We start from the raw sequence: 19,454 nt of genomic DNA on the forward strand, positions 1-19,454 counted from the left end.
ACTGAACATGCAACTTGCTATTCAACAAATTTTTGCCCAAGTAGGCATCGATGAGATTCTTGATAATGGTGCCGCAACCTCTCAAAGTATTGCCGAAGGTTGGGATAAGCAATGGCTAGATTTATTACAAAATAACAGCAGTAATAACTTGTATGGAGCGCTGACAAATCTGGGTATTTTTTTTGCGGTAGGAACCCTGTTGTTTTTCATGATACAATTCCTCAAAGACTTATTATCCTATGAATATACCCGTCCCATATCAGCTTTAATTTGGCCTTTTATTGTGGTGATTCTCTTAAGTAATTCAGCCAATGGAAGTATTCTTTCTAATCTGACACTAGGAGTGCGGAATTTTCTAAACACTGTGAATCAGCAAGTCGTGGTATCAGCAGATGCAGACAAAATGTACCAGCAAGCACTGAATATGAGTGTTGCCGAAGAAGTAGCTGGTTCTTTGCTGCGTCCATGTCAATCACTGACTGGCGAACAACAAAGTCAATGCTTTGTCAAAGCTGCCGAAAAAGTTAATATTCTTTGGCAAAAATATAGAGATATATATGGGAATAAAAATTGGATAATTAGACTACAAACGAAGGTAGATAACATTAGATATGGCACTGGCATTGTATCAGAAACCTCATTTAATTCTTTATTAGGTTCTACAGTCCAAACGAGTATCAAAAACTTTTTAGTCTCGTTACAATATGCCTTTCAGAATTTGATAGAAGCTACGATGTTGCTGATAGCAGCATTAGGCCCAATAGCTGTAGGTGGGTCTTTACTACCTGTAGCGGGAAAACCAATTTTCGCATGGCTGACTGGATTTTTATCTATTGGAATTGCCAAGATTTCATTCAATATTATTGCTGTACTGACTGCCGCAGTTATTGTCAATGGGCCAGGTCAAGATGCTAATGTTGATCCAGATTTAATGTGGTTCATTATTTTTCTAGGAATTTTAGCACCACTTTTATCCTTACTTGTAGCTGCGGCTGGCGGTTTTGCAGTTTTCAGTGCTATTAGCAATACGGCTTCTTTAGTGAAGGAGAGGATATAAGCAACTCAAAATTTCTAAAGAAGAATCTATCTAAATATTGGCTTCTTTCCTGACTTGCCGACTATACGCAAATCATCATATATAATGGCTGAAGTTTTTTGCAGGAGGAGATGAATAAATGGTGCGTCTACTAGAAAAAAGACAAAGAACGGGAAGTGTTTTGACCATTTTTGCGATCGCGTCTTTCAGTTTACATGTATTAGTTTTACTTTTATTCATATTTCAAGGGCTAAATATTCGCCAACTCAGTCTGAGAAAACCTCCCAACTTTGTGCAATTAATAGATGGTAAACCAGTACGCAATATTGATGATTTAGCAAGAGAACCAGAAGCAATCCGCCGATTCATCAGCAAAACGATGATATCAATGTTTACCTGGTCGGGAACCTTACCACCACAAAATATCGAAGAAGTTGCAAATCCTAAAGCAGATTTAGGAATTCTAATTAGAACACCCCAAGGTAGTAGCCAAAAAATTAGTACTAGCACTTGGATAGCAAGTTTTGCCTTATCAGAAGACTTTCGCAAAGGTTTCTTAAGCACAGTTGCAGAAATGACCCCGCCAGAAGTTTTCTCGGAAAATCCTAACCAAGTTATGACATCACAATTAATTATTAAGCGAGTGTATCCACCAAAACAAATTGCACCAGGTAAGTGGCGAGTGGGAATGGTAGCCGACTTAATTCAAAAAAATCGAGTTGGTGGTGAAAAAATAGTCACTCCTTTTAACAAAGATTTCCTTGTCCGTGCAGTAGATTATTTTGGTAATCCCCAAGCCGATAATGGCACAGACTTGCAAAAAGCAATTTATAGTGTCCGCACTGATAAACTAGAAATTTATGAAATTCGTAATTTATGTTTGCTAGATGGGTATAACAACCTTAACGAAGATAATTTAAAGCAATGTAGGGCCGGATAAACCTCTGATAGCTTTATCAAATAAGAGATTTTTAATTACCCAACTCATAGTTCAATTTATATAATCAATTATTAATGCAATTACTTAAACCAGAAAATAAGAGAAATAGCCCATTACCACTCTTGGCAGTAGGAACATTTGGTTTACATGTATTAACCTTGCTTTTACTAATATTTCATGGGTCTATGTTACAACAGTTAAGTCGGCAACTTACACCTCAAAGTTTGGTACAACTTGTTGATGGTCGCACTATAACAGTAGACGCTCAACCAAATTTAGAGCGACAGCCAGAGGCTATTCGGCGCTTTGTGGGTGAAACAATGAGCTTAATGCTTAACTGGTCACAACAACAGCCACCTACACAGGTCTGGGAAATTACTTCTCAACTGGTAGCTGATGATTTTAAACAAAAACTTAAGTCAGAAATTACTAATTTAAATCCAGATAGTCAATTTGAAAATGTTAGTAGAGGAACTGAGAATGTATTAGTCATCCAAAAAATTTCTCAACCAATAGAAATCAGTAAGGGAAACTGGAAAGTAGAGATGTTTGCCAATCAATTAATTTTTAGCGGTTATGATAGGTTGGGAAAATCAGTTTCGTTTAATAAACAAATTTTAGTTAGAGCAATAGATGAACCAGCAACTTCACTACCAAATGCGCCACTACCGACGCACTTCGCAGCTTACCGCCTTGGTGAAGCCAGATTAGAAATTTATAATGTCTGTGAAATCCAAGATAAAAATTGTTCTGGAAATCCCAACCAAGCTTTACCATGACTCGATACTCAATTCCTGCCCAAACGCCTCCTCAAAATGGATTTGCTCTAACCACCGACGATCGCCAACAAGAAGTAGAATCTTTTGATTGGGAATCACGGATTTCAAAGTTGGTTGGCTTAGAAGAAGAATCTTTTTCTGGAGATCCTCAAGGATCGGAAGACTCTGCAATGCCGCAAGAGTCTCCTTATCAACCACAAGAAGTTCAGACTAAGCAACCCCTCTCATCTAACCCCTTTGCAAAATTAGGCTTGGTAGGGGCTGCTACTTTAGCGATCGTTTTGGTGGGTGGTGTGTTTTTGTCCCAGTTGATGGGTACCAGCAATCAGAAGCCAAAAAATATTGTTTCCCCACCGGTGCGTGAGCAACCAATTAATGAATCGACCTCTCAACAGCTAGCAGTCGAAGTAGATACTCTGAAAACGAAATTAGCCCTGACTGAACAAGCACAGTTGGTAAGAGCCGCCCAACAACAACTCAGAATTGCCAAATCAACGCCTAAAGTAGCCTTACGAGAACCATCAATTTCTTCTAGAGGTACACAGAAAGTGATCCCAACACCCCCACCAATAGCTTACACACCTCGAACAGTGACAGTTGAGCGCATTGTTAAAGTACCTGCTTCTCAACTGCCATCATCCCAACTACCAGTTGTGAAGCCAAACACTCAACCCGTAGTTAATATCACTCCACCAGCTCCACCAAACCCATTTGATGAGTGGACAAAATTATCAAAGTTAGGTAGCTACGGTCAAGTCAATGCCAACGATCAACCTAATAACACGGTAGCTGCTTCTGAACCTCCAAACAATCCACAGCCGCAGCAACAAACACCAAACCCCAATCCTGAGCAAACTCCACAACAGCAAACTCCTGCTCCTCTAGTCAGTCAAGCGCAACAGCAGGGACAAAAATCTGTAGCAGTAGGAAGTAGTGCTAAAGCTGTGTTGGCGACGGCAATATTTGGGGAAACTACCAAGTCAGGCGGTGGTGGTGGTGATGCAGGTGAACAGAAAAACGTATTTGTGATCCGATTAGAAGAACCACTAAAATCTACCGATGGTGCGATCGCTCTACCTGCAAATACCGAATTCCTAGCTGAAATTAGCTCCCTCTCCGAACAAGGTCTTTTGCAGATGAACGTAGTGAAAGTTGTCTCGCAAAATAATGGCAACCCGATAGAACGAAGCTTACCTAACAATGCAATTATTATTCGCGCTACCCAAGGCAAACCTTTAATTGCAAATAAATTTCCCAGTCAAGGTTCGTCCATAGCATCGATGGATTTAGGACTATTCGTTTTGGGAGGTATTGGGAAAGCAGCAGAGTTAATAAATCGTAGTGATACTGAACTGCAACCACTTACTTCACAAACTACCGTTGACGGCAACACCAGTAGCAGCACAACTCTTACTACTGTCACTAAAAATAGACGCGATATCGCAGCCGGGGTTGTGGAAGGTGGTTTGAACTCTGTAGTCCCCCAAATTGCCCAACGTAATCAACAGGCGATCGCCCAAATGTCCCAGCAAACGAATATTTGGTTTTTGCCAGCCGGTACAAATATTGAAATATACGTTAATCAAGTAACCCAGTTTTAAGAGGTAGGATTGATACCAATTTGAAATTTGCATTGGGTAATGGTAATTAAGTAATTAGTTTTCTTGCCATCTTCCCTATTTTTACCTGTTCTATCAATCTCCTAATTTGCAACCATGAAAAAGAATACTAACTTGTCAGGAAATAGCTCACATAATTCTTATTTCCTACCTCTAGCTTCCTTAATTTTCTCGGTTGCTATGTTATTGTTGGTAGGACGTGCTGGTGCTAATAATGCTGTTCTGCGTTCCATATTTTCCTGTCAAGCGCAGGGTTTAGGTGGACTAATACCTACAATCAAGATTTGGTATCAACAAGGAACAAACTTAAGTTTTATTCCATCTGGAGAAGTAATTAAAAAAGTTTGGTTAAACGATCCATCACAGGTAACTCTAGATTTTGATGGACCTGTATGTATGCAGTTTGGTCAAGAAGCTAATACTAATATAGGAGATTGTAAAAACTCCGCAGCAAATGTAATTCAACTCAGACGAATTAAAAAGCTGAACATTCCTGGACTTCCTCTTACTAAAAACACACTTTTAACAGTTGTTACCGAAGCGCAAGGTAGAAATAAGTTATATACTTTCCGAGTGATATATGGAACAGATAATCCTGAATATCACACTTTAGCAATTTTTTCCGATCCTTCTGGTCAAGAAGGAGCTTGTGCGAAAGTTCCACGATAAACTTCAAAAGTAGCACTCAACAACGACTGAAGTTTAGTTTTGACAAAAAGTGCTGATGCTTACGGATATCTGCATTGTGGCTTTCTTTCTAAAACCATTGCTTTAATGGGCAACTCTAAAAGAAGGAGGCTACAAGGGTTCCATACAATTTAGAACCGCTATACACCACCATTAGGGTAAAGAATCATAAATGAGAAGGGTTGTATTTCAATCAATCGAAAAACGCTATAACTTAACCATATTGGTTTAAGTTAAGTTGGCACAATAAAATCAAACTATGTAAATAAAAATTAACTAGGCTAAAACCCTTATACCTATTGCCTTTTGCCTTTTGCCTTTTGCCTAATCCAAACGACAATTATTTACGCCCAACTTACTTAATCAGGCATTTTAAGCCGACATCTTTATAATTCTTCAGATAAAAATCAAGCACAAATTCAAAATCTGTGTAATTATAAAGAAAAGCTTAAGAGGTTACAGACTCATGGTGACTGCAAAAATGATGCAACAGCTTTGGGCTGTAATCGAGTCCACCCAGGTCAACACCCTGCTCCATTTTGACGATGCTGCTTTAGTACAATTACTCCTCCAGCAGTTAAAAGCAAAGCAGGTTCTTGATGCCCAGGCAGATAGCAGCCTCAATACTTATATAAAATCTAAACTGCCTCTCATTCGTGATACGGCTGAAGGTCGGTTATCCTTCGGGCAAGGCGGCAATCATTAGCGCGAGAAATCGATTGCTTAATGCCAAGCATACGCTCAGAGTTTAAACAGTTGAATATTATGAACCACTGGCTAGTAATCGCCCTCGTAGCTTATCTAATTGGAGCCGCAATTGAAGGGGTGAGTACAGCCAGCCAGCTATCTCGTTCAGTGCCAGAACTAGCTAAAAGTACACAACAAGCTCACCCTTCAGAGTCTGCCACTGAAACCAATTCTACTTGGCGAGTTGTGGCCGCGATCGCTTCAGTAAGTGTCTGTGGAGCTTTTTTCTGGCCTTGCCGCCTCATCCACCGTTTAATGAAAGGGAACGTTAATTCATAAACTTAAGCCTGGCTGAAGCTGGGGACAAAATATATCTATTTGCGGTTGGTAAATTATGTAGTTTGTTCTGGTGTCGCTACATTTTGCCCAATTTTTGGCTCGGTACCAGCAAACAGTCGTTCAATATTAGTGCGATGGCGCAAAATTACATATAATCCACCGGCAATCCCAAACAGAATATAGGGTAACGGTTGATGCAAAATTACCATGAGAATGGAAACAGCGATCGCACCTACAATTGAACTCAAAGAGACAATCCGCGATATCGCCACAACGATGGCAAACACACCGGCTGTTGCTAAACCTACCTGCCAACTCATGGCCAATAAAATCCCCAAGCTGATAGCAACAGATTTACCACCAGTAAAGCCTAAAAAAATCGATTTACTATGTCCCAGAATGGCAGCTAACCCAGCTAAGGTTACTATCCACGGTTGCCATAGTTGTGCATCTATCGTTGGAGGGATAAAATTTTGACTAGAGGCAAACTTGAATAACCAGTAAACTAGAGCGATCGCTAATACTCCCTTTAAGGAATCAAGTACTAAAACGAATGCTCCTGGCCCTTTCCCCAAGGTTCTTAGCACATTAGTTGCGCCTGTGGAACCTGAACCAACTTCCCGAATATCGATACCCTTTAACTGCTTCACAGCAATATACCCAGTGGGAAAGGAACCCAGCAGGTAAGCTATAAGCACTATTACGCCGCACAGACTTAACCAGATAGCCATAATAAAGTTTAAAAATCTAGAGAAATATCTCTTAATACCATTCTTGAAAGAAGATGCACCTATAGGAATTACACAGAACTAGATACTAGAGAGGCAATTCATTAATTGCCCCTACGTAAATAAAGTTCAGTCTCATATAGAATTGGTATGCCCAATGCCCAATGACCAATGACCAATGACTAATTAAAAGTCATCATCATAGTTTCTCACGGTTTTGGGGTCAGGAGCAAAGGCTAACCACAGAGGAAATTGCAGCAGTGACAAACTGATTTGCTCTTCTGAATCGTCAATGATAATTAAGGGCAGTTGATTGGCTTTCGTCAATCGGTCTGCTTTCTGAGCGAGAGCATCAGAAGCCTCAAATAATACTACACCCCGGTCTGGGCCAAAATCTGGGCGACCGATTCCCAGACAGTCTTGTAAGCCGCGCCGCCATTCACCTAATCGCTCTGGTGTATTAGCTAAGACTAAAGTACGAATGCGATCGCCATACAGCTTGTGTAATATCGAAATTGCAGCTGAGGCAATCAGAATATTCTGTAAGCGGCTACCCATTGTCCGCAAACCACCCCGTCCCCCTTGGGTAAAAAACCAATTCGAGACTCGTTCTGCATGGATTGGTTCAAAGGTTCGGCGTAGTTGCCATGCTGGGCCGTAATAATCTGGTTTATTGCGGTATTGGTCAATTAGGCGGCGAATTTGCTTTGTAGTATCTTGAAACTGCTGTTGGGCAAATTGCGGTATTCCAGGTTGGGCCTCAACAGGTTTAGCCTCTTTTACAGCTGGTTTTTCTCGTTCCACCACACTTGGTGTTAGTTGCAACTGCTCGGCAGCAACAGCCAAATCCTGTAAGCTACCCGTGAGATAGTCTTTAAAACCCTGCACCCGAATTGCCAAATCTTGGGATGTACCAGCAAAAGTGGTTCGCATCTCGTTGCGGATACGTTCTTGACGGCGTTCTAGCTGTTCTACAGAAATTTGCAGGGTTTGTTTGCGTTGTTCTAACTGTACCAACGATTCTTGCACAAGTCGTCCCAGTGAGGTTTGAGTTTCACTCACTTGTGCCTGAAGGTTTTTATAAGAAGCTTGCAGCTTAACCATTTTTTCCTTGAGGGCTGCTTCAGCCTTTTGCAACTCTGCTACTCGCTGCTCTGCTTCGGCATATAATGGATGATTTTCTGATTCTATTTCTGACCCCAGTGCGGTGTTTTCCGGTTCCGACTGCGCTACAAACTCGCCATTTGAATTTTCTGTTAGCTCTACTGTAGTATCTACCACTTCTGCATTGGAGATGAGTGGCTCAAAAGTTGCGTAGTTTTCTGATGAGCTAACGCCTCCTGTTTCTCCCACTGACTCAACAGATGGATTGACTGGATGTTCAACTGCATTGTTTTGCTCTTCTTTTTCTGCCAACCGCTCATCAATTGGTTCTGGGGTTTGAGATGCCTCTGGGTTCATAAACAATAGTGTAATTCCTATGACGCGAATAAATAGCTTTCAGAAATATTACAATTAACCTGCCATAAAAGTCCTGAGTCACAAGGGCTGAGTTATGAGTTGAGAGCAAAATGACTCAGCACTCGTGGTACTCAGCACTAAATACGCGGACAACGTTGTTCTAAGCAAGTTCTCAACATGTTGGGGTCAAATAAAATCGGCAAAAAGTGAATACTTTTAATTTCTTTAAAGTAAAACAAAATGGGGACTCCATTCCAGAAGATCCGCCAGTTTTGCCATTCCTGGTAGGGAAAGCGCCGAATCAATTTTTCATTTCTGTAAATATCTAAGTCGGTGACGGTAAATTGCAAACGCAGCGTTAACGCCTGAAACATGAGAAATAAGCCAAACAGTGTGAAAACAGCGCCTATCCACGGTTGTACCAACAGTAGTGGAATAGCGGTAATCACTAACACTATAGGTATATTGTAACTAGGCTTGAGTTCCACAGTTGATGTGGAGTTAGGAGCAAATGAACTGGTCACAATTTTAAATCCTGCTTTATTAGTAAACATATCTCTTATTTTAGGAGTCAGAAGTAGAGACGCGATTAATCGTGTCTCTACAGGAGTGAGGAGTTTTAACTCATCACTCCTAACTCCTAAATACTCACTTCTCACTTTTATAAGCCTTTCAAAAATGCACTGCCAAGCCCTTGAAACATTAACCAAGAAAGAAAGAAGTTGCTAACAAATATAATTAGCAAGGCAGTCACAACAGCAGTTGTGGTTGACTGTCCTACTCCTTTGGCTCCTCCTGTTGTCGTCAATCCCCAACTGCAACCAATTACGGCGATTAAAATCCCAAAGCAACATGCCTTAAGCATGGCGCTAATAATATCCCAGATCCCAAGAAAGTTACGGGCTGAGTCTAGAAATACGGTATCAGAGAGGTTGTAGACATTTGTCGCAATTACGAATCCTCCGAACATCCCTGTTATCAAAGACAGGAGGGTTAAAATTGGTAGCATTAAACAGCAAGCAATAACGCGGGGAATAACCAGATAATCGATTGGATCTGTTTTTAACATCAACATGGCATCGATTTGTTCTGTTACGCGCATGGTACCGATTTCGGCTGCAAAGGCAGAACCGACTCGCCCTGCCAAAACCACTGCTGTTAACACGGGAGAGAGTTCTCGTGTCAACGCTATAGAAAGCACCCCCCCGATAATGTTTCCTGCACCAAAGTTGATAAATTCTCGTGCCACTTGAATGGTAAACACCGCGCCGACGAAAATAGCCGTCAATAGGGCAATAAATAGAGAATCTGGCCCAACTGCTGCCATTTGTTCTAAGGTGTTGCGCCGATGGATTTTGCCCCTCAATAGGTGAACTAGTACTTGCCCACCCAGAAAAATCGCTGCCAGCAATCGCTGACTCCATTCTCCTAAACTGGATTTGGATGTAGTCTGGTTCAATGTTCTGTAGCTAACTCGGTAACTGCCTTAAGAATAGCGGAAGTCGTTGGGATAGGGAATGGGGAATTGGGAATGGTTATTTCTAACTCATTTCCGTTATGCCCCTGACTCCCAAGGGGGCTGAATATTAACTTAGATTAAAAATGCTCTCAGAAAATAAAGCTATTATTAAACGTGCTGCAAACCAATGAATGGATGCTAATCTTGACCACAAGCTTGATTATGCAAGGGTTTGATTGATTTAAATAATTTTGGAAAGCCCCAGCACGTGTTGTAACTGGTAGCCATTTCTTTTAATGAAAACTTAAGATTTTTGACAGATTGTCTGCTTTGGAGCGATCGCACGTATTGTAGAAAATGACAAACCGCTATCTAGCTATTGTCATCTCTACTCACGGAGTTTGTCCTAAATGACTATTTTCATTAACTTTCTCCGCTCCTTAGTACTTACGATCATATTTAGTTTTGTCGCTCCCATCTTCTTCGTTGGCGGTGGACTGCTCCTTTTATCCCTTATCGGTTCCTTTCCGGGTTTACAAGAGTTAACTGAAGCGATCGCCACTGAGATTATACGTTTCCTCGCCACCTTTGGCAGTGGGACTCCCCTGCGTGGATTATTTGTAATTAGCTTGACCTGTAGTTTCGTCGGGTCACTGTTTGATACTTATGTTTACTATCGGTATCAAATTTTACGAATAGACTCCTGAATGATGTGAATAGTCTTCGTCAGGTGTTCATGGGCTGTACAAGAGAGGAAAAATTGAGATTCCCCAAAATGAAAGTACTACTGGTCTTAACCTAAACAGGGATTAGTGTTACTGAATGAAATTTTATTAATTAAATTGAGTACCAAAATTATTAATTAAATACTTATTATTAATTAGTTATTAGTTATTAATTACTGATAAATGTTCCGTATGCCCGACTGTAGTAACCCAATCCGAAAACAGTCAAAAAGCTAGTAAACTAAGGGCTTTGAAACTTTTAATTATGCAAAATAGCTAAAATAGTCTGTGCTAAACCACCACATTGGACGCTAAACTAGAGTTTGGCATTTTGTGTTGGCTGCAATGTTTAAGGAATTTGTTAGCATTCATCGAGAATATCAAATAAAACTCACTGCAAAATATAAAAATTTCCTTAAAATCTTGATAAACATAATGCCTGCTCATGTTTCTTAACAGAGGAAAGAAGGTCGTCTGACCTCTGGGGATCTTATATTGAGTTTATTACGAGGAATGTTTACAGCTCATGGTTTGGCCGTTTAAGCCCAAGTTTAGAAAACAAATTGCGCGGATTGAAATTACTGGTGCGATCGCCGGTGCGACTCGCAAACGCGTCCTAGAAGCACTGAAAACTGTAGAAGAAAAAAAATTTCCGGCATTATTGCTGCGTATTGATAGCCCTGGCGGTACAGTCGGAGATTCTCAAGAAATTTACAGCGCCCTGAAGCGTTTGCGCGAAAAAATTAAAATCGTCGCTAGCTTTGGCAATATTTCGGCTTCTGGAGGTGTCTACATCGGCATGGGAGCAGAACACATCGTATCTAACCCAGGTACAATTACGGGTAGTATTGGTGTGATTTTGCGTGGCAATAACTTGGAACGCTTGCTAGAAAAAATCGGTGTTTCCTTCCAGGTAATTAAGTCTGGCCCTTACAAAGACATTTTGGCTTTTGATCGGCAGCTGACTCAACCAGAAGAAAACATCTTGCAAGAGTTGATTGACACAAGTTATCAGCAGTTTGTCCAAACGGTAGCTGATGGCCGTTCTTTAACAGTAGAAGCTGTAAAAAGTTTCGCCGATGGTCGGATTTTTACTGGACAGCAAGCCCTAGAATTGGGTGTTGTAGACCGCCTGGGTACTGAAGAAGATGCCCGTCGCTGGACAGCAGAATTAGTTGGACTTGATCCGGAAAAAACTCTCTGCTATACCCTAGAAGAACGTAAACCCCTATTGAGTCGACTTCTACCAGGAAGTCGTCAGGTTTCATCAGGAATTCGATCTGGAATTGATTGGCTCGAATTTGAAGTCTCTACTAGTGGTTTACCTCTGTGGTTATATCGACCCTAGCTTGAGTTAGGAGTTAGGAGTGAGAAGTTGAGAGTTTGAACTCCTAACTCCTAACTCCTAACTTCTAACTCCTAACTTTTATCTTTTTAGGAGGATTTTGGCGTGGAGTGGCAAATGCGGGCTATTCGTGGAGCAACAACTGCTTCAGAAAATACTGTTGAGGCAATCCGAGAGGTAGTGACAGAACTACTAGATGAATTGGAAAATCGGAATCAATTTCAGCCGACAGACATGATTAGTGTTACTTTCTCGGTGACACGCGATTTGGATGTGATTTTTCCAGCTGCGATCGCTAGAGCGCGTCCTGGTTGGGATAATGTGGCCATGTTGGATGTGCAGCAAATGCACGTTGAAGGTAGCTTGCAGCGCTGCATTCGGTTCTTAATCCACGCCTATCTGCCAGCCTCCGCCTCGGTTCATCATATTTATTTACGCAACGCCGCCAGCTTGCGTCCCGACTGGAGTTTGCCCCAGCCTTTACAAACATCACAGCCAGCAGTTAAGTCAAAAGTGTAAATTATTTAAATAAAATATATTTAACAAACAGCCTCCCAGTGTCAGCCGTGAGCAAGCGATGTCTACGAGGGGTTACGCCGCTCTCGAATTACCAAAGGAAATGCTGGTGTAGAGGAATAATTCGGTTCGATTAAGGTTTTTTGATGAAAATTATTGATCGCTAAAGACGCGATAAATTGCCGTCTCTACAAAGTACTGATTATTGTAGAGACGGCGATTCATCGCGTCTCTTGCCTTAACCGAACAGTATTCGGTGTGGAGGAATAATTCGGTTCAACAATTAATAATTTGATTGAACAATAACCTCTTCAGACAGAAATCACTCTTTTGATTTTTAGTAAATGCGATCGCATAAAATTGTGCCGCAGTAGAACTTTTGGATTTTTTTGGGGTGGTAGTATGATTAAGTAGCTAACAATAGAATCGTGCCTTGTGGGTGATAAGATTATACAGCTTTTTTATTTGCCTACACGTTGAAACCCTACTACAAGCCAATATGTATGCAATTACTAATGATTTTTTGAGTACTACCTCAAAAAAAACCTTTATTTAAAAGTTGCGCGATGACACAGACAACTACAGAGCGTCTATACTCTTTTGAAGAATATCTCGCTTATAACGATGGTACTGATAGCCGTTATGAACTGGTGGATGGGAAACTAGAACGCATGAATCCACCAACTTTTAGACATTTACTACTTGCTAAATTCCTTGAACAGACATTTGACACAGAAATCAATCGCTTGAGTTTACCTTGGCTATGTTTTAGAGAAGCGGGGGTGAGAACGGGATGGCGAAAGTCAAGATTGCCTGATGTTTATGTTGTAACGGCTGAACAGGTAATGGAATTCCTTGATGAATCTGCTGTTTGTCAGTCTGCGCCGATATTAGTAGTGGAAGTTGTCAGTCCTGATTCAGTAAAACGCGATTATCGGTATAAACGTTCTGAATATGCAGCATTAGAGATTCCTGAATATTGGATTGTAGATCCAATAGAGTCAAAAATTACGATTTTATTGTTGTCAGAAGGATTGTACGAGGAAAAAGAGTTTAGCGGGAGTCAACAAATTGTGTCTGCAATTTTCCCGGAAATTGCGCTTACAGTTGAACAAGTGTTGTCTGCGGGTAATGTTGGTTAGAAAATAGACCATCCTTAATAGTCTAGTACCGCAAGGACGTTCGGCGAAGCTCAGTCGAGCCGCGAAAGTCACGCATTCAAAAGAATTATGGAATAACCTCTTTAGGGATATAACGGGAGTTTAATTACTGCGATCGCTCACATACATCACCAACCAAAATTACTGATTTGGCTTTGTTTGGAGAGCGATCCAATTAATTACTCATTGGTATTAGAGCGATGGAGATTTTATGACTCAACGCTTAGATTTCAGAGTAGATATTGAAGAAGCCATAAAAACGCTAAACCTTTCTTGCAATGATTTCAGGTTAGTTAGCCTTCATGAATACGAACAGATATTGGTGTCAATTCTTGAGCGATTCACAAGCTTGGGTAAAAAAGGACTAAATTATCGCTGGTGGTGGGGTTCATTCAAAGAACCGTCTTGCTCAATTCATCTCGAATATGCACCCGACGTTTTGAAAGAACTTGTACCTCTAGAAGAGACAGTATGGTTTGTGACTGAAGACTGGAAAAGAACTAAACAGCATGGTAATTACTGGCTCTATGAGGGCAAGATTGCGGTAATTGCCGACCTAATAGCAGAAATGTATGGGTTTGAATATTACATAGTCTCGAAAAAGTTTGAGTGGCTACTGGGTGAAGATCGTCACGGGGTATTGATTGGTGTTGGGCAGTCTATGGCTGAAAAGATAGAATACTTAAAATCAAATCGTGAAAACGTCAAATAGGTTCAGCATTTTTAAACAGCCAAGCACTTTTCAAACAACCTCTAAGACAACCAGAGCTAGGATCAGAAGCTAGTCTGTCGAACACATATTAACTATATGACATCTACATCGCGTCTTGTTCATAGCGACCCCGATATATTGGGGGGAACGCCCGTTTTTGTTGGTACTCGTGTGCCGATAAAAACCTTACTCGATTATCTAGAAGCTGGTGACTCACTGGATGAGTTTTTAGATCACTTTCCCAGTGTCAGCCGTGAGCAAGCGAGCGCTTCATACAACAACTTTATTCTTTTTGATGATGAAATCTAATTCCTAGAAAGATGTCGTAAACAAACTCAAAAAAGTCCTTTTTCTGCAACAATCCTGAAGTTTGATAACATCCTTTTTCATCTAAAAGGGGTTTCATCACATAGTATGCAGGTTGATAATTATACCAAGGAATAGAAGGCCACAGATGATGAATCAAGTGGTAATTCTGTCCCATAATTAGGATATTGAGAATCTGGTTAGGGTAGACGCGAGCATTTTTCCAGCGATCGCGCTCCGCAAAAGGACGATGGGGCAAATAGTCAAAAAATAATCCCAGTGCTATCCCCACCACAAAAGCCGGTATAAACCAAAAATTCAGAATGTAACCCAAAAAGTTGTACTGCACTGAGATATAAACAATTACACCGACAATTAAGCGACTGATGAACCATTCTAATAGCTCATATTTCCGCCACAGTCGCCGTTGAAAGAAAAATACCTCGTGGTACAAAAACCGCACTGCAATCAGCCACAGTGGGCCACCTGTAGAGACATAATGATCTGGGTCGTCTTTGGGATGATTGACATGGCCATGATGTTGTAAATGCACCCGCGTAAACACTGGAAAAGCAAAAGCTAGCATCAACGCACTGCCATGTCCTAACATCGCATTTATCACCCGGTTGCGATGGGCAGATTGGTGACAAGCATCGTGAATAACCGTCCCAGCACAATGCAACGCAATAGTGTTAACGCTAAAGCAGAGCCAGTGGGGCCATTCCCAAAGCCAGTAACCAAAGTTAGATAACACCAGCATTGCTACAGCTACCAAAAACAGCAATAGCGTGGGATTAAAATCACCAGGAGGCGCTAAAAATTCCTTTGGCGGGATTGTCAGTGGCTTTCGTGCCTCCGATGCGATCATCTCTAACATTGACTCCTTCTTAATCAAACATTACGAATATACGATAAATATTAGTGAAGAATAAAGTTTTGTAACCTTTTGTATAGCAATATTTATCCACAGCTTTGCATATCAGTAGATGAATAACGCTATGATTCCAGACAAGAACTAATCTTTACTGATAAGTGGGGTATGGCAATTGGCAAAAAGTTGATGGGATAAACTCTTTCGTTGGGAGGATGGATACAAGATTGATGTACTATATCTAGTCTATCCCACAGCCCTCACTCTCCCATAAAACCTCTCTAACTGCTTATATCTATTGATATAGCAGTAACTGAAAAGGAGATGCAACTTAAGTTACGATGACTTCCCAGATAGCTCCCTCACTTCAGCCCCTATGCAATTAAGAGATTCTCTGCGCCGGACAAAAATTGTCGCTACTATTGGCCCCGCCACTAGCAGTCCTGAAATGCTCAAGGCAATTATTGAAGCGGGAGCCACGACGCTACGGCTAAACTTCTCCCACGGAACTCATGCCGACCATCAGCGTAGTATTCGCTTAATTCGGCAAACCGCTTTTGAATTAAATCAGCCAGTGGCCATTCTCCAAGACTTGCAGGGCCCAAAAATTCGCTTGGGGAAGTTTGACAACGGGTCTATAGTTTTGGCAAAAGGCGATCGCTTCACCTTGACAAACCGTCCGGTGGTAGGCACACAGGAAATTAGCTGCGTCACCTACGATTATTTAGCCGAAGAAGTCCCAGTTGGGGCAAAAATCCTCCTCGATGATGGACGAGTAGAAATGCTGGTAGAGGAGATTAACCGAGACAAAGGTGATTTGCATTGTCGCGTCACCGTGCCTGGTAAACTTTCTAACAACAAAGGCGTAAACTTTCCCGGCGTTTACCTGTCAATTAAGGCAATGACCGACAAAGACCGAGAGGATCTGATGTTTGGTCTAGATCAAGGTGTAGATTGGGTGGCACTTTCCTTTGTCCGCAATCCGCAGGACATGATCGAAATTAAAGAACTAATTTCTAGTACAGGCAAGCAAGTGCCGGTGGTTGCCAAAATTGAAAAACATGAAGCTATTGAACAAATGGAGGCAGTTCTGGCTTTGTGTGATGGCGTAATGGTTGCCAGAGGCGACTTAGGCGTAGAATTGCCAGCCGAAGATGTTCCGGTACTCCAAAAGCGGCTAATTGCGACAGCAAATCGCTTAGGGATTCCCATCATCACCGCCACCCAGATGTTAGACAGCATGGTGAGCAATCCCCGTCCCACCCGCGCGGAAGTGTCAGATGTGGCAAACGCGATTTTAGACGGCACAGACGCGGTGATGCTCTCCAATGAAACCGCCGTCGGTAGCTTCCCTGTAGAAGCAGTAGCGACAATGGCGCGGATTGCCGAGCGGATGGAGCAGGAAGAAGCCCAACACTTAAACTTGCGTTCCGTGAGAGATTCCCGGCGCTCCATTCCTAATGCGATTAGTCAAGCTGTAGGTCAAATTGCTGAGCAACTAGGCGCATCAGCAATTATGACCCTAACGCAAACTGGGGCAACTGCTCGCAATGTTTCTAAATTCCGTCCCAATACACCGATTTTGGCTGTTACCCCCCATGTGAATGTAGCGCGGCAGCTACAAATGGTGTGGGGAGTAAAACCGCTATTGGTGCTAGGATTACCTTCCACTGGTCAGACATTTCAAGCTGCGATTAATGTGGCTCAAGAGTTGAAGTTACTGTCGGAGGGAGATTTAGTAGTAATGACTGCTGGCACACTCCAGGGAATTTCCGGCTCCACAGATTTGATTAAGGTTGAGGTGGTGACGGCGGTACTAGGTCAAGGAATTGGATTAGGACAAGGTTTAGTGAGTGGTCGCGCACGGGTTGCTAATACTGGGATGGATGTTAGTAACTTTAATCCTGGAGACATATTAGTTGCACCGCGCACTAGTGCTGATTTTGTTGAGGCTATTCGCAAATCTGCCGGGATTATTACGGAAGAGGAAAGTCTCACAAGTCACGCGGCGGTGATTGGCTTACGTCTCGGTGTGCCAGTGATTGTTGGCGTGAAGCAGGCAACGCAGGTGATTCGAGATGGAGCGATTATAACCCTGGATCTGCAACGGGGTTTGATTTACTCTGGGGCAGTGAGAACGCCTTAGAACTGGGGAATGGGGGAGAGGCAGGGGAGCAGGGGGAAATAACCAATTCCCAATTCCCAATACTTCGGCTTCTCTACGAGACGCTACGCGAACGCTCAATACAAGTTCCCAATCCCCAATTCCCAAAATTAAACAGTTGCGATCGCAACTCCAAGCCATCCAGCAAAGTTTTTCTGCTGTGTTGAGTCAGGATGCTCAACAGGTTTTACCTGATATCGAGTGGGATGTGGTGACGCGAGGGTAATGGAATAAGTACGCAGTTCGTCTTGGTGGAAAACTGTGACTTGGATGGTATCGTTGGGTTGGTAATCTTTCAGGCGATCGCTTAAACTACCCGCCGCTACCTTAATCCCGTCAATTGCTAACAACTCATCACCTGCATCAATTCCCCCTATTTGTGCAGGTGAATCAGTTTCCACAAACTTAATCATCTCCCGCCCATTCTCTGTATTTATTCTCACACCCAGGTAAGGTTCTTCCTGCTGTTCAGCTACCAACTGCAAGCCAAAGGGTTCAAGATACTGATTAAAAGGTAAATCATCAGTACTATCAATGTAGCGTTTAAAGAAATCAGTCAAATCAATTCCAGCGACAGATTCTATAACTTCCTGCAACTGTTCTGGAGTATAGCCAATTTCATCTTTCCCGAATTGCTGCCACATTTTCAGCATTACGTCATCGAGGGAACGCTGATTGTCATGAGTAGAGCGAATCAGTAAATCCAGCAATAACGATACCATTTCTCCCTTTAAATAGTAAGAAATTTGAGAATTACCGCTATTGGCATCGGGGCGATAAAGTTTTATCCAGGCATCAAAACTTGACTCGGAAACGGGTTGTACCTTGCGTCCCGGTGTCGTTTCATATCTGGTAATTTCTTTGCTCAAGTTATTCAAATACGACTTAACATCATAAATTTCTGCCCGCAAAGGAATTAACAAGTCATAGTAACTAGTAGTACCTTCACAAAACCATAATGATGGTGTGTAGTTTTCCTGGTCATAATCAAAAACTTCTAATGCTTTTGGGCGAATTCGTTTAACATTCCACAAGTGAAAAAACTCGTGTGCAACTAATTGCATAAAGCGATCGTACTTTTCCTGAGTGCGAAATCCAAAACGTTGGTAAATTAACGAGCAAGAGTCTTTATGCTCCAAACCGCCAAAAGCTTGGCTAAATAAATGTAGCAGAAACACATATCGTTCATAAGGCAAACCGCCGAACATCTGCGCTTCTACCTGAATAATTTTTTGGATATCAGCAATCAAATGCTGAACTTGGTAATTACCTTTCCCCCAAATTGCCAGTTCATGGGGTTTTCCCAAGACCTCAAATTTATACAATTGATGGCTACCAATCTCAAAAGGAGTATCCACCAAAGTATCAAAATTGCTTGCCCAGAAAGTATTTGTTTCCTCACCTACGGGAGGTAGAGCAGTTGTTACCTGCCATTCTGGGTATGGTGGTACGATGGTAACGCGAATGGGTTGCTTATCCCAGCCTGGTAATCTAAAAAATAGTGCTGCACCATTGAAATAACCGTGGGTAGCATCCAAGTGATTTGTCCGTACCGATAGCTCATTGGCAAAAATGCGGTAACGTACAGTTAATTCTGAAATGCCTGTTTTGTCTACCTGCCAGTGATTTTTGCTGATTTTCTGCCAAGGTAAAGGCTTACCCTCTGCAAAAACCACAAAATCTTGTAAATTCTTGGCATATTCCCGAACTAAGTACGAACCGGGTGTCCATACCGGCAATTTTAAATCGAGAATCGGCGAGGGGTAATCGACAATGCGTAAAGTCACCTCAAACAGATGGGTTTCTGGTTGAGACATTGCTACCAGGTAATGAATCGTCGGGCCAGTTTCCTGGATATATGCGTTGGGACGAGTTGCTGTTGCTTCAGTCATCTTGGTGCTGAGTTAATAATCGATAGGT

General features: G+C 41.9%; 20 protein-coding genes. 14 read left to right on the forward strand and 6 right to left on the reverse strand.

What is annotated here, in order from left to right; genetic code table 11:
- Positions 1–7 precede the first annotated feature (7 nt).
- The 7 genes from IQ274_RS18160 to IQ274_RS18190 all read left to right on the forward strand — a co-directional run bounded on the left by IQ274_RS18160 (position 8) and on the right by IQ274_RS18190 (position 6,087).
- A complete protein-coding gene (locus tag IQ274_RS18160; RefSeq protein WP_163930188.1) occupies positions 8–1,057 on the forward strand; it encodes a hypothetical protein in 1,050 nt (349 codons plus the stop codon).
- Between the two features lie 118 nt (positions 1,058–1,175).
- Positions 1,176–1,976: a hypothetical protein gene (locus IQ274_RS18165; RefSeq protein ID WP_163930190.1), complete on the forward strand. Its 801-nt coding sequence runs from the start codon at positions 1,176–1,178 to the stop codon at positions 1,974–1,976.
- A 74-nt stretch (positions 1,977–2,050) separates the two neighbouring features.
- Positions 2,051–2,755: a hypothetical protein gene (locus IQ274_RS18170; protein ID WP_163930192.1), complete on the forward strand. Its 705-nt coding sequence runs from the start codon at positions 2,051–2,053 to the stop codon at positions 2,753–2,755.
- Complete coding sequence (locus IQ274_RS18175) at positions 2,752–4,356, forward strand: TrbI/VirB10 family protein (protein ID WP_194143043.1); 1,605 nt, start codon at positions 2,752–2,754, stop codon at positions 4,354–4,356. The genes IQ274_RS18170 and IQ274_RS18175 overlap by 4 nt, the downstream gene beginning before the upstream one ends.
- Before the next feature lie 114 nt (positions 4,357–4,470).
- Positions 4,471–5,043 (forward strand): hypothetical protein, encoded by a 573-nt coding sequence (locus IQ274_RS18180; RefSeq protein WP_179074140.1) that lies wholly within the window; start codon positions 4,471–4,473, stop codon positions 5,041–5,043.
- Positions 5,044–5,527: 484 nt separating this feature from the next.
- Positions 5,528–5,767 (forward strand): hypothetical protein, encoded by a 240-nt coding sequence (locus tag IQ274_RS18185; RefSeq protein ID WP_114082867.1) that lies wholly within the window; start codon positions 5,528–5,530, stop codon positions 5,765–5,767.
- Positions 5,768–5,826: 59 nt separating this feature from the next.
- Positions 5,827–6,087: a hypothetical protein gene (locus IQ274_RS18190; protein WP_163930198.1), complete on the forward strand. Its 261-nt coding sequence runs from the start codon at positions 5,827–5,829 to the stop codon at positions 6,085–6,087.
- Positions 6,088–6,140: 53 nt separating this feature from the next.
- Here IQ274_RS18190 and plsY read toward each other — a convergent pair whose 3' ends face one another.
- The 4 genes from plsY to IQ274_RS18210 all read right to left on the reverse strand — a co-directional run bounded on the left by plsY (position 6,141) and on the right by IQ274_RS18210 (position 9,735).
- Positions 6,141–6,818 carry a glycerol-3-phosphate 1-O-acyltransferase PlsY gene (plsY, locus tag IQ274_RS18195; protein WP_194143044.1) on the reverse strand — a complete coding sequence of 226 codons (678 nt, stop codon included), beginning with the start codon at positions 6,816–6,818 and terminating at the stop codon, positions 6,141–6,143.
- Positions 6,819–7,001: 183 nt separating this feature from the next.
- Positions 7,002–8,276, reverse strand: coding sequence for a DUF3086 domain-containing protein (locus IQ274_RS18200; protein ID WP_194143045.1), 1,275 nt, complete (start codon positions 8,274–8,276; stop codon positions 7,002–7,004).
- A 137-nt stretch (positions 8,277–8,413) separates the two neighbouring features.
- Entirely contained in the window at positions 8,414–8,830 is a 417-nt protein-coding gene (locus IQ274_RS18205) for a DUF3119 family protein (protein WP_163930204.1), read from the reverse strand.
- Between the two features lie 107 nt (positions 8,831–8,937).
- On the reverse strand, positions 8,938–9,735 hold the full coding sequence (locus tag IQ274_RS18210; RefSeq protein WP_190936931.1) for an MlaE family lipid ABC transporter permease subunit: 798 nt from the start codon (positions 9,733–9,735) through the stop codon (positions 8,938–8,940).
- Between the two features lie 410 nt (positions 9,736–10,145).
- Between IQ274_RS18210 and IQ274_RS18215 the strand changes: the two genes are divergently transcribed.
- From IQ274_RS18215 to IQ274_RS18240, 6 genes are all read left to right on the forward strand, one after another.
- On the forward strand, positions 10,146–10,442 hold the full coding sequence (locus tag IQ274_RS18215) for a hypothetical protein (RefSeq protein ID WP_114082862.1): 297 nt from the start codon (positions 10,146–10,148) through the stop codon (positions 10,440–10,442).
- A gap of 544 nt (positions 10,443–10,986) precedes the next feature.
- Complete coding sequence (gene sppA, locus IQ274_RS18220) at positions 10,987–11,808, forward strand: signal peptide peptidase SppA (RefSeq protein WP_163930209.1); 822 nt, start codon at positions 10,987–10,989, stop codon at positions 11,806–11,808.
- Between the two features lie 102 nt (positions 11,809–11,910).
- Entirely contained in the window at positions 11,911–12,324 is a 414-nt protein-coding gene (aroH, locus tag IQ274_RS18225) for a chorismate mutase (RefSeq protein WP_163930210.1), read from the forward strand.
- Between the two features lie 563 nt (positions 12,325–12,887).
- A complete protein-coding gene (locus IQ274_RS18230; protein ID WP_163930212.1) occupies positions 12,888–13,463 on the forward strand; it encodes a Uma2 family endonuclease in 576 nt (191 codons plus the stop codon).
- Between the two features lie 229 nt (positions 13,464–13,692).
- The gene (locus IQ274_RS18235) at positions 13,693–14,193 is read left to right on the forward strand and encodes a DUF6756 family protein (RefSeq protein ID WP_163930214.1); all 501 of its coding nucleotides are present in this window, start codon (positions 13,693–13,695) and stop codon (positions 14,191–14,193) included.
- Positions 14,194–14,289: 96 nt separating this feature from the next.
- The gene (locus tag IQ274_RS18240) at positions 14,290–14,502 is read left to right on the forward strand and encodes a DUF433 domain-containing protein (protein WP_163930216.1); all 213 of its coding nucleotides are present in this window, start codon (positions 14,290–14,292) and stop codon (positions 14,500–14,502) included.
- Here the strand turns inward: IQ274_RS18240 and crtR are convergent.
- Complete coding sequence (gene crtR / locus IQ274_RS18245) at positions 14,477–15,367, reverse strand: beta-carotene hydroxylase (protein ID WP_194143083.1); 891 nt, start codon at positions 15,365–15,367, stop codon at positions 14,477–14,479. The two genes, IQ274_RS18240 and crtR, sit on opposite strands and share 26 nt — an antisense overlap.
- Positions 15,368–15,746: 379 nt before the next feature.
- On the opposite strand from crtR, the gene pyk reads away from it, so the two are divergent.
- The gene (gene pyk / locus IQ274_RS18250; RefSeq protein WP_194143046.1) at positions 15,747–17,516 is read left to right on the forward strand and encodes a pyruvate kinase; all 1,770 of its coding nucleotides are present in this window, start codon (positions 15,747–15,749) and stop codon (positions 17,514–17,516) included.
- Between the two features lie 128 nt (positions 17,517–17,644).
- Here the strand turns inward: pyk and IQ274_RS18255 are convergent, their stop codons facing one another.
- Positions 17,645–19,426: a M61 family metallopeptidase gene (locus IQ274_RS18255; RefSeq protein WP_194143047.1), complete on the reverse strand. Its 1,782-nt coding sequence runs from the start codon at positions 19,424–19,426 to the stop codon at positions 17,645–17,647.
- Positions 19,427–19,454: the final 28 nt, after the last annotated feature.

It is taken from the genome of Nostoc sp. LEGE 12447, assembly GCF_015206985.1.
In the GTDB taxonomy this organism is placed as follows: domain Bacteria; phylum Cyanobacteriota; class Cyanobacteriia; order Cyanobacteriales; family Nostocaceae; genus Nostoc.

Coding starts and splice junctions, on each gene's coding strand:
- IQ274_RS18190 (WP_163930198.1), top strand. CDS start 5,827: ATGAACCACTGGCTAGTAATCGCCCTCGTAGCTTATCTAATTGGAGCC.
- IQ274_RS18235 (WP_163930214.1), top strand. CDS start 13,693: ATGACTCAACGCTTAGATTTCAGAGTAGATATTGAAGAAGCCATAAAA.
- IQ274_RS18240 (WP_163930216.1), top strand. CDS start 14,290: ATGACATCTACATCGCGTCTTGTTCATAGCGACCCCGATATATTGGGG.
- IQ274_RS18215 (WP_114082862.1), top strand. CDS start 10,146: ATGACTATTTTCATTAACTTTCTCCGCTCCTTAGTACTTACGATCATA.
- IQ274_RS18180 (WP_179074140.1), top strand. CDS start 4,471: ATGAAAAAGAATACTAACTTGTCAGGAAATAGCTCACATAATTCTTAT.
- IQ274_RS18185 (WP_114082867.1), top strand. CDS start 5,528: ATGGTGACTGCAAAAATGATGCAACAGCTTTGGGCTGTAATCGAGTCC.
- IQ274_RS18230 (WP_163930212.1), top strand. CDS start 12,888: ATGACACAGACAACTACAGAGCGTCTATACTCTTTTGAAGAATATCTC.
- crtR (WP_194143083.1), bottom strand. CDS start 15,367: ATGATCGCATCGGAGGCACGAAAGCCACTGACAATCCCGCCAAAGGAA.
- IQ274_RS18205 (WP_163930204.1), bottom strand. CDS start 8,830: ATGTTTACTAATAAAGCAGGATTTAAAATTGTGACCAGTTCATTTGCT.
- IQ274_RS18200 (WP_194143045.1), bottom strand. CDS start 8,276: ATGAACCCAGAGGCATCTCAAACCCCAGAACCAATTGATGAGCGGTTG.
- IQ274_RS18170 (WP_163930192.1), top strand. CDS start 2,051: ATGCAATTACTTAAACCAGAAAATAAGAGAAATAGCCCATTACCACTC.
- sppA (WP_163930209.1), top strand. CDS start 10,987: ATGGTTTGGCCGTTTAAGCCCAAGTTTAGAAAACAAATTGCGCGGATT.
- IQ274_RS18160 (WP_163930188.1), top strand. CDS start 8: ATGCAACTTGCTATTCAACAAATTTTTGCCCAAGTAGGCATCGATGAG.
- IQ274_RS18165 (WP_163930190.1), top strand. CDS start 1,176: ATGGTGCGTCTACTAGAAAAAAGACAAAGAACGGGAAGTGTTTTGACC.
- IQ274_RS18255 (WP_194143047.1), bottom strand. CDS start 19,426: ATGACTGAAGCAACAGCAACTCGTCCCAACGCATATATCCAGGAAACT.
- pyk (WP_194143046.1), top strand. CDS start 15,747: ATGCAATTAAGAGATTCTCTGCGCCGGACAAAAATTGTCGCTACTATT.
- plsY (WP_194143044.1), bottom strand. CDS start 6,818: ATGGCTATCTGGTTAAGTCTGTGCGGCGTAATAGTGCTTATAGCTTAC.
- IQ274_RS18175 (WP_194143043.1), top strand. CDS start 2,752: ATGACTCGATACTCAATTCCTGCCCAAACGCCTCCTCAAAATGGATTT.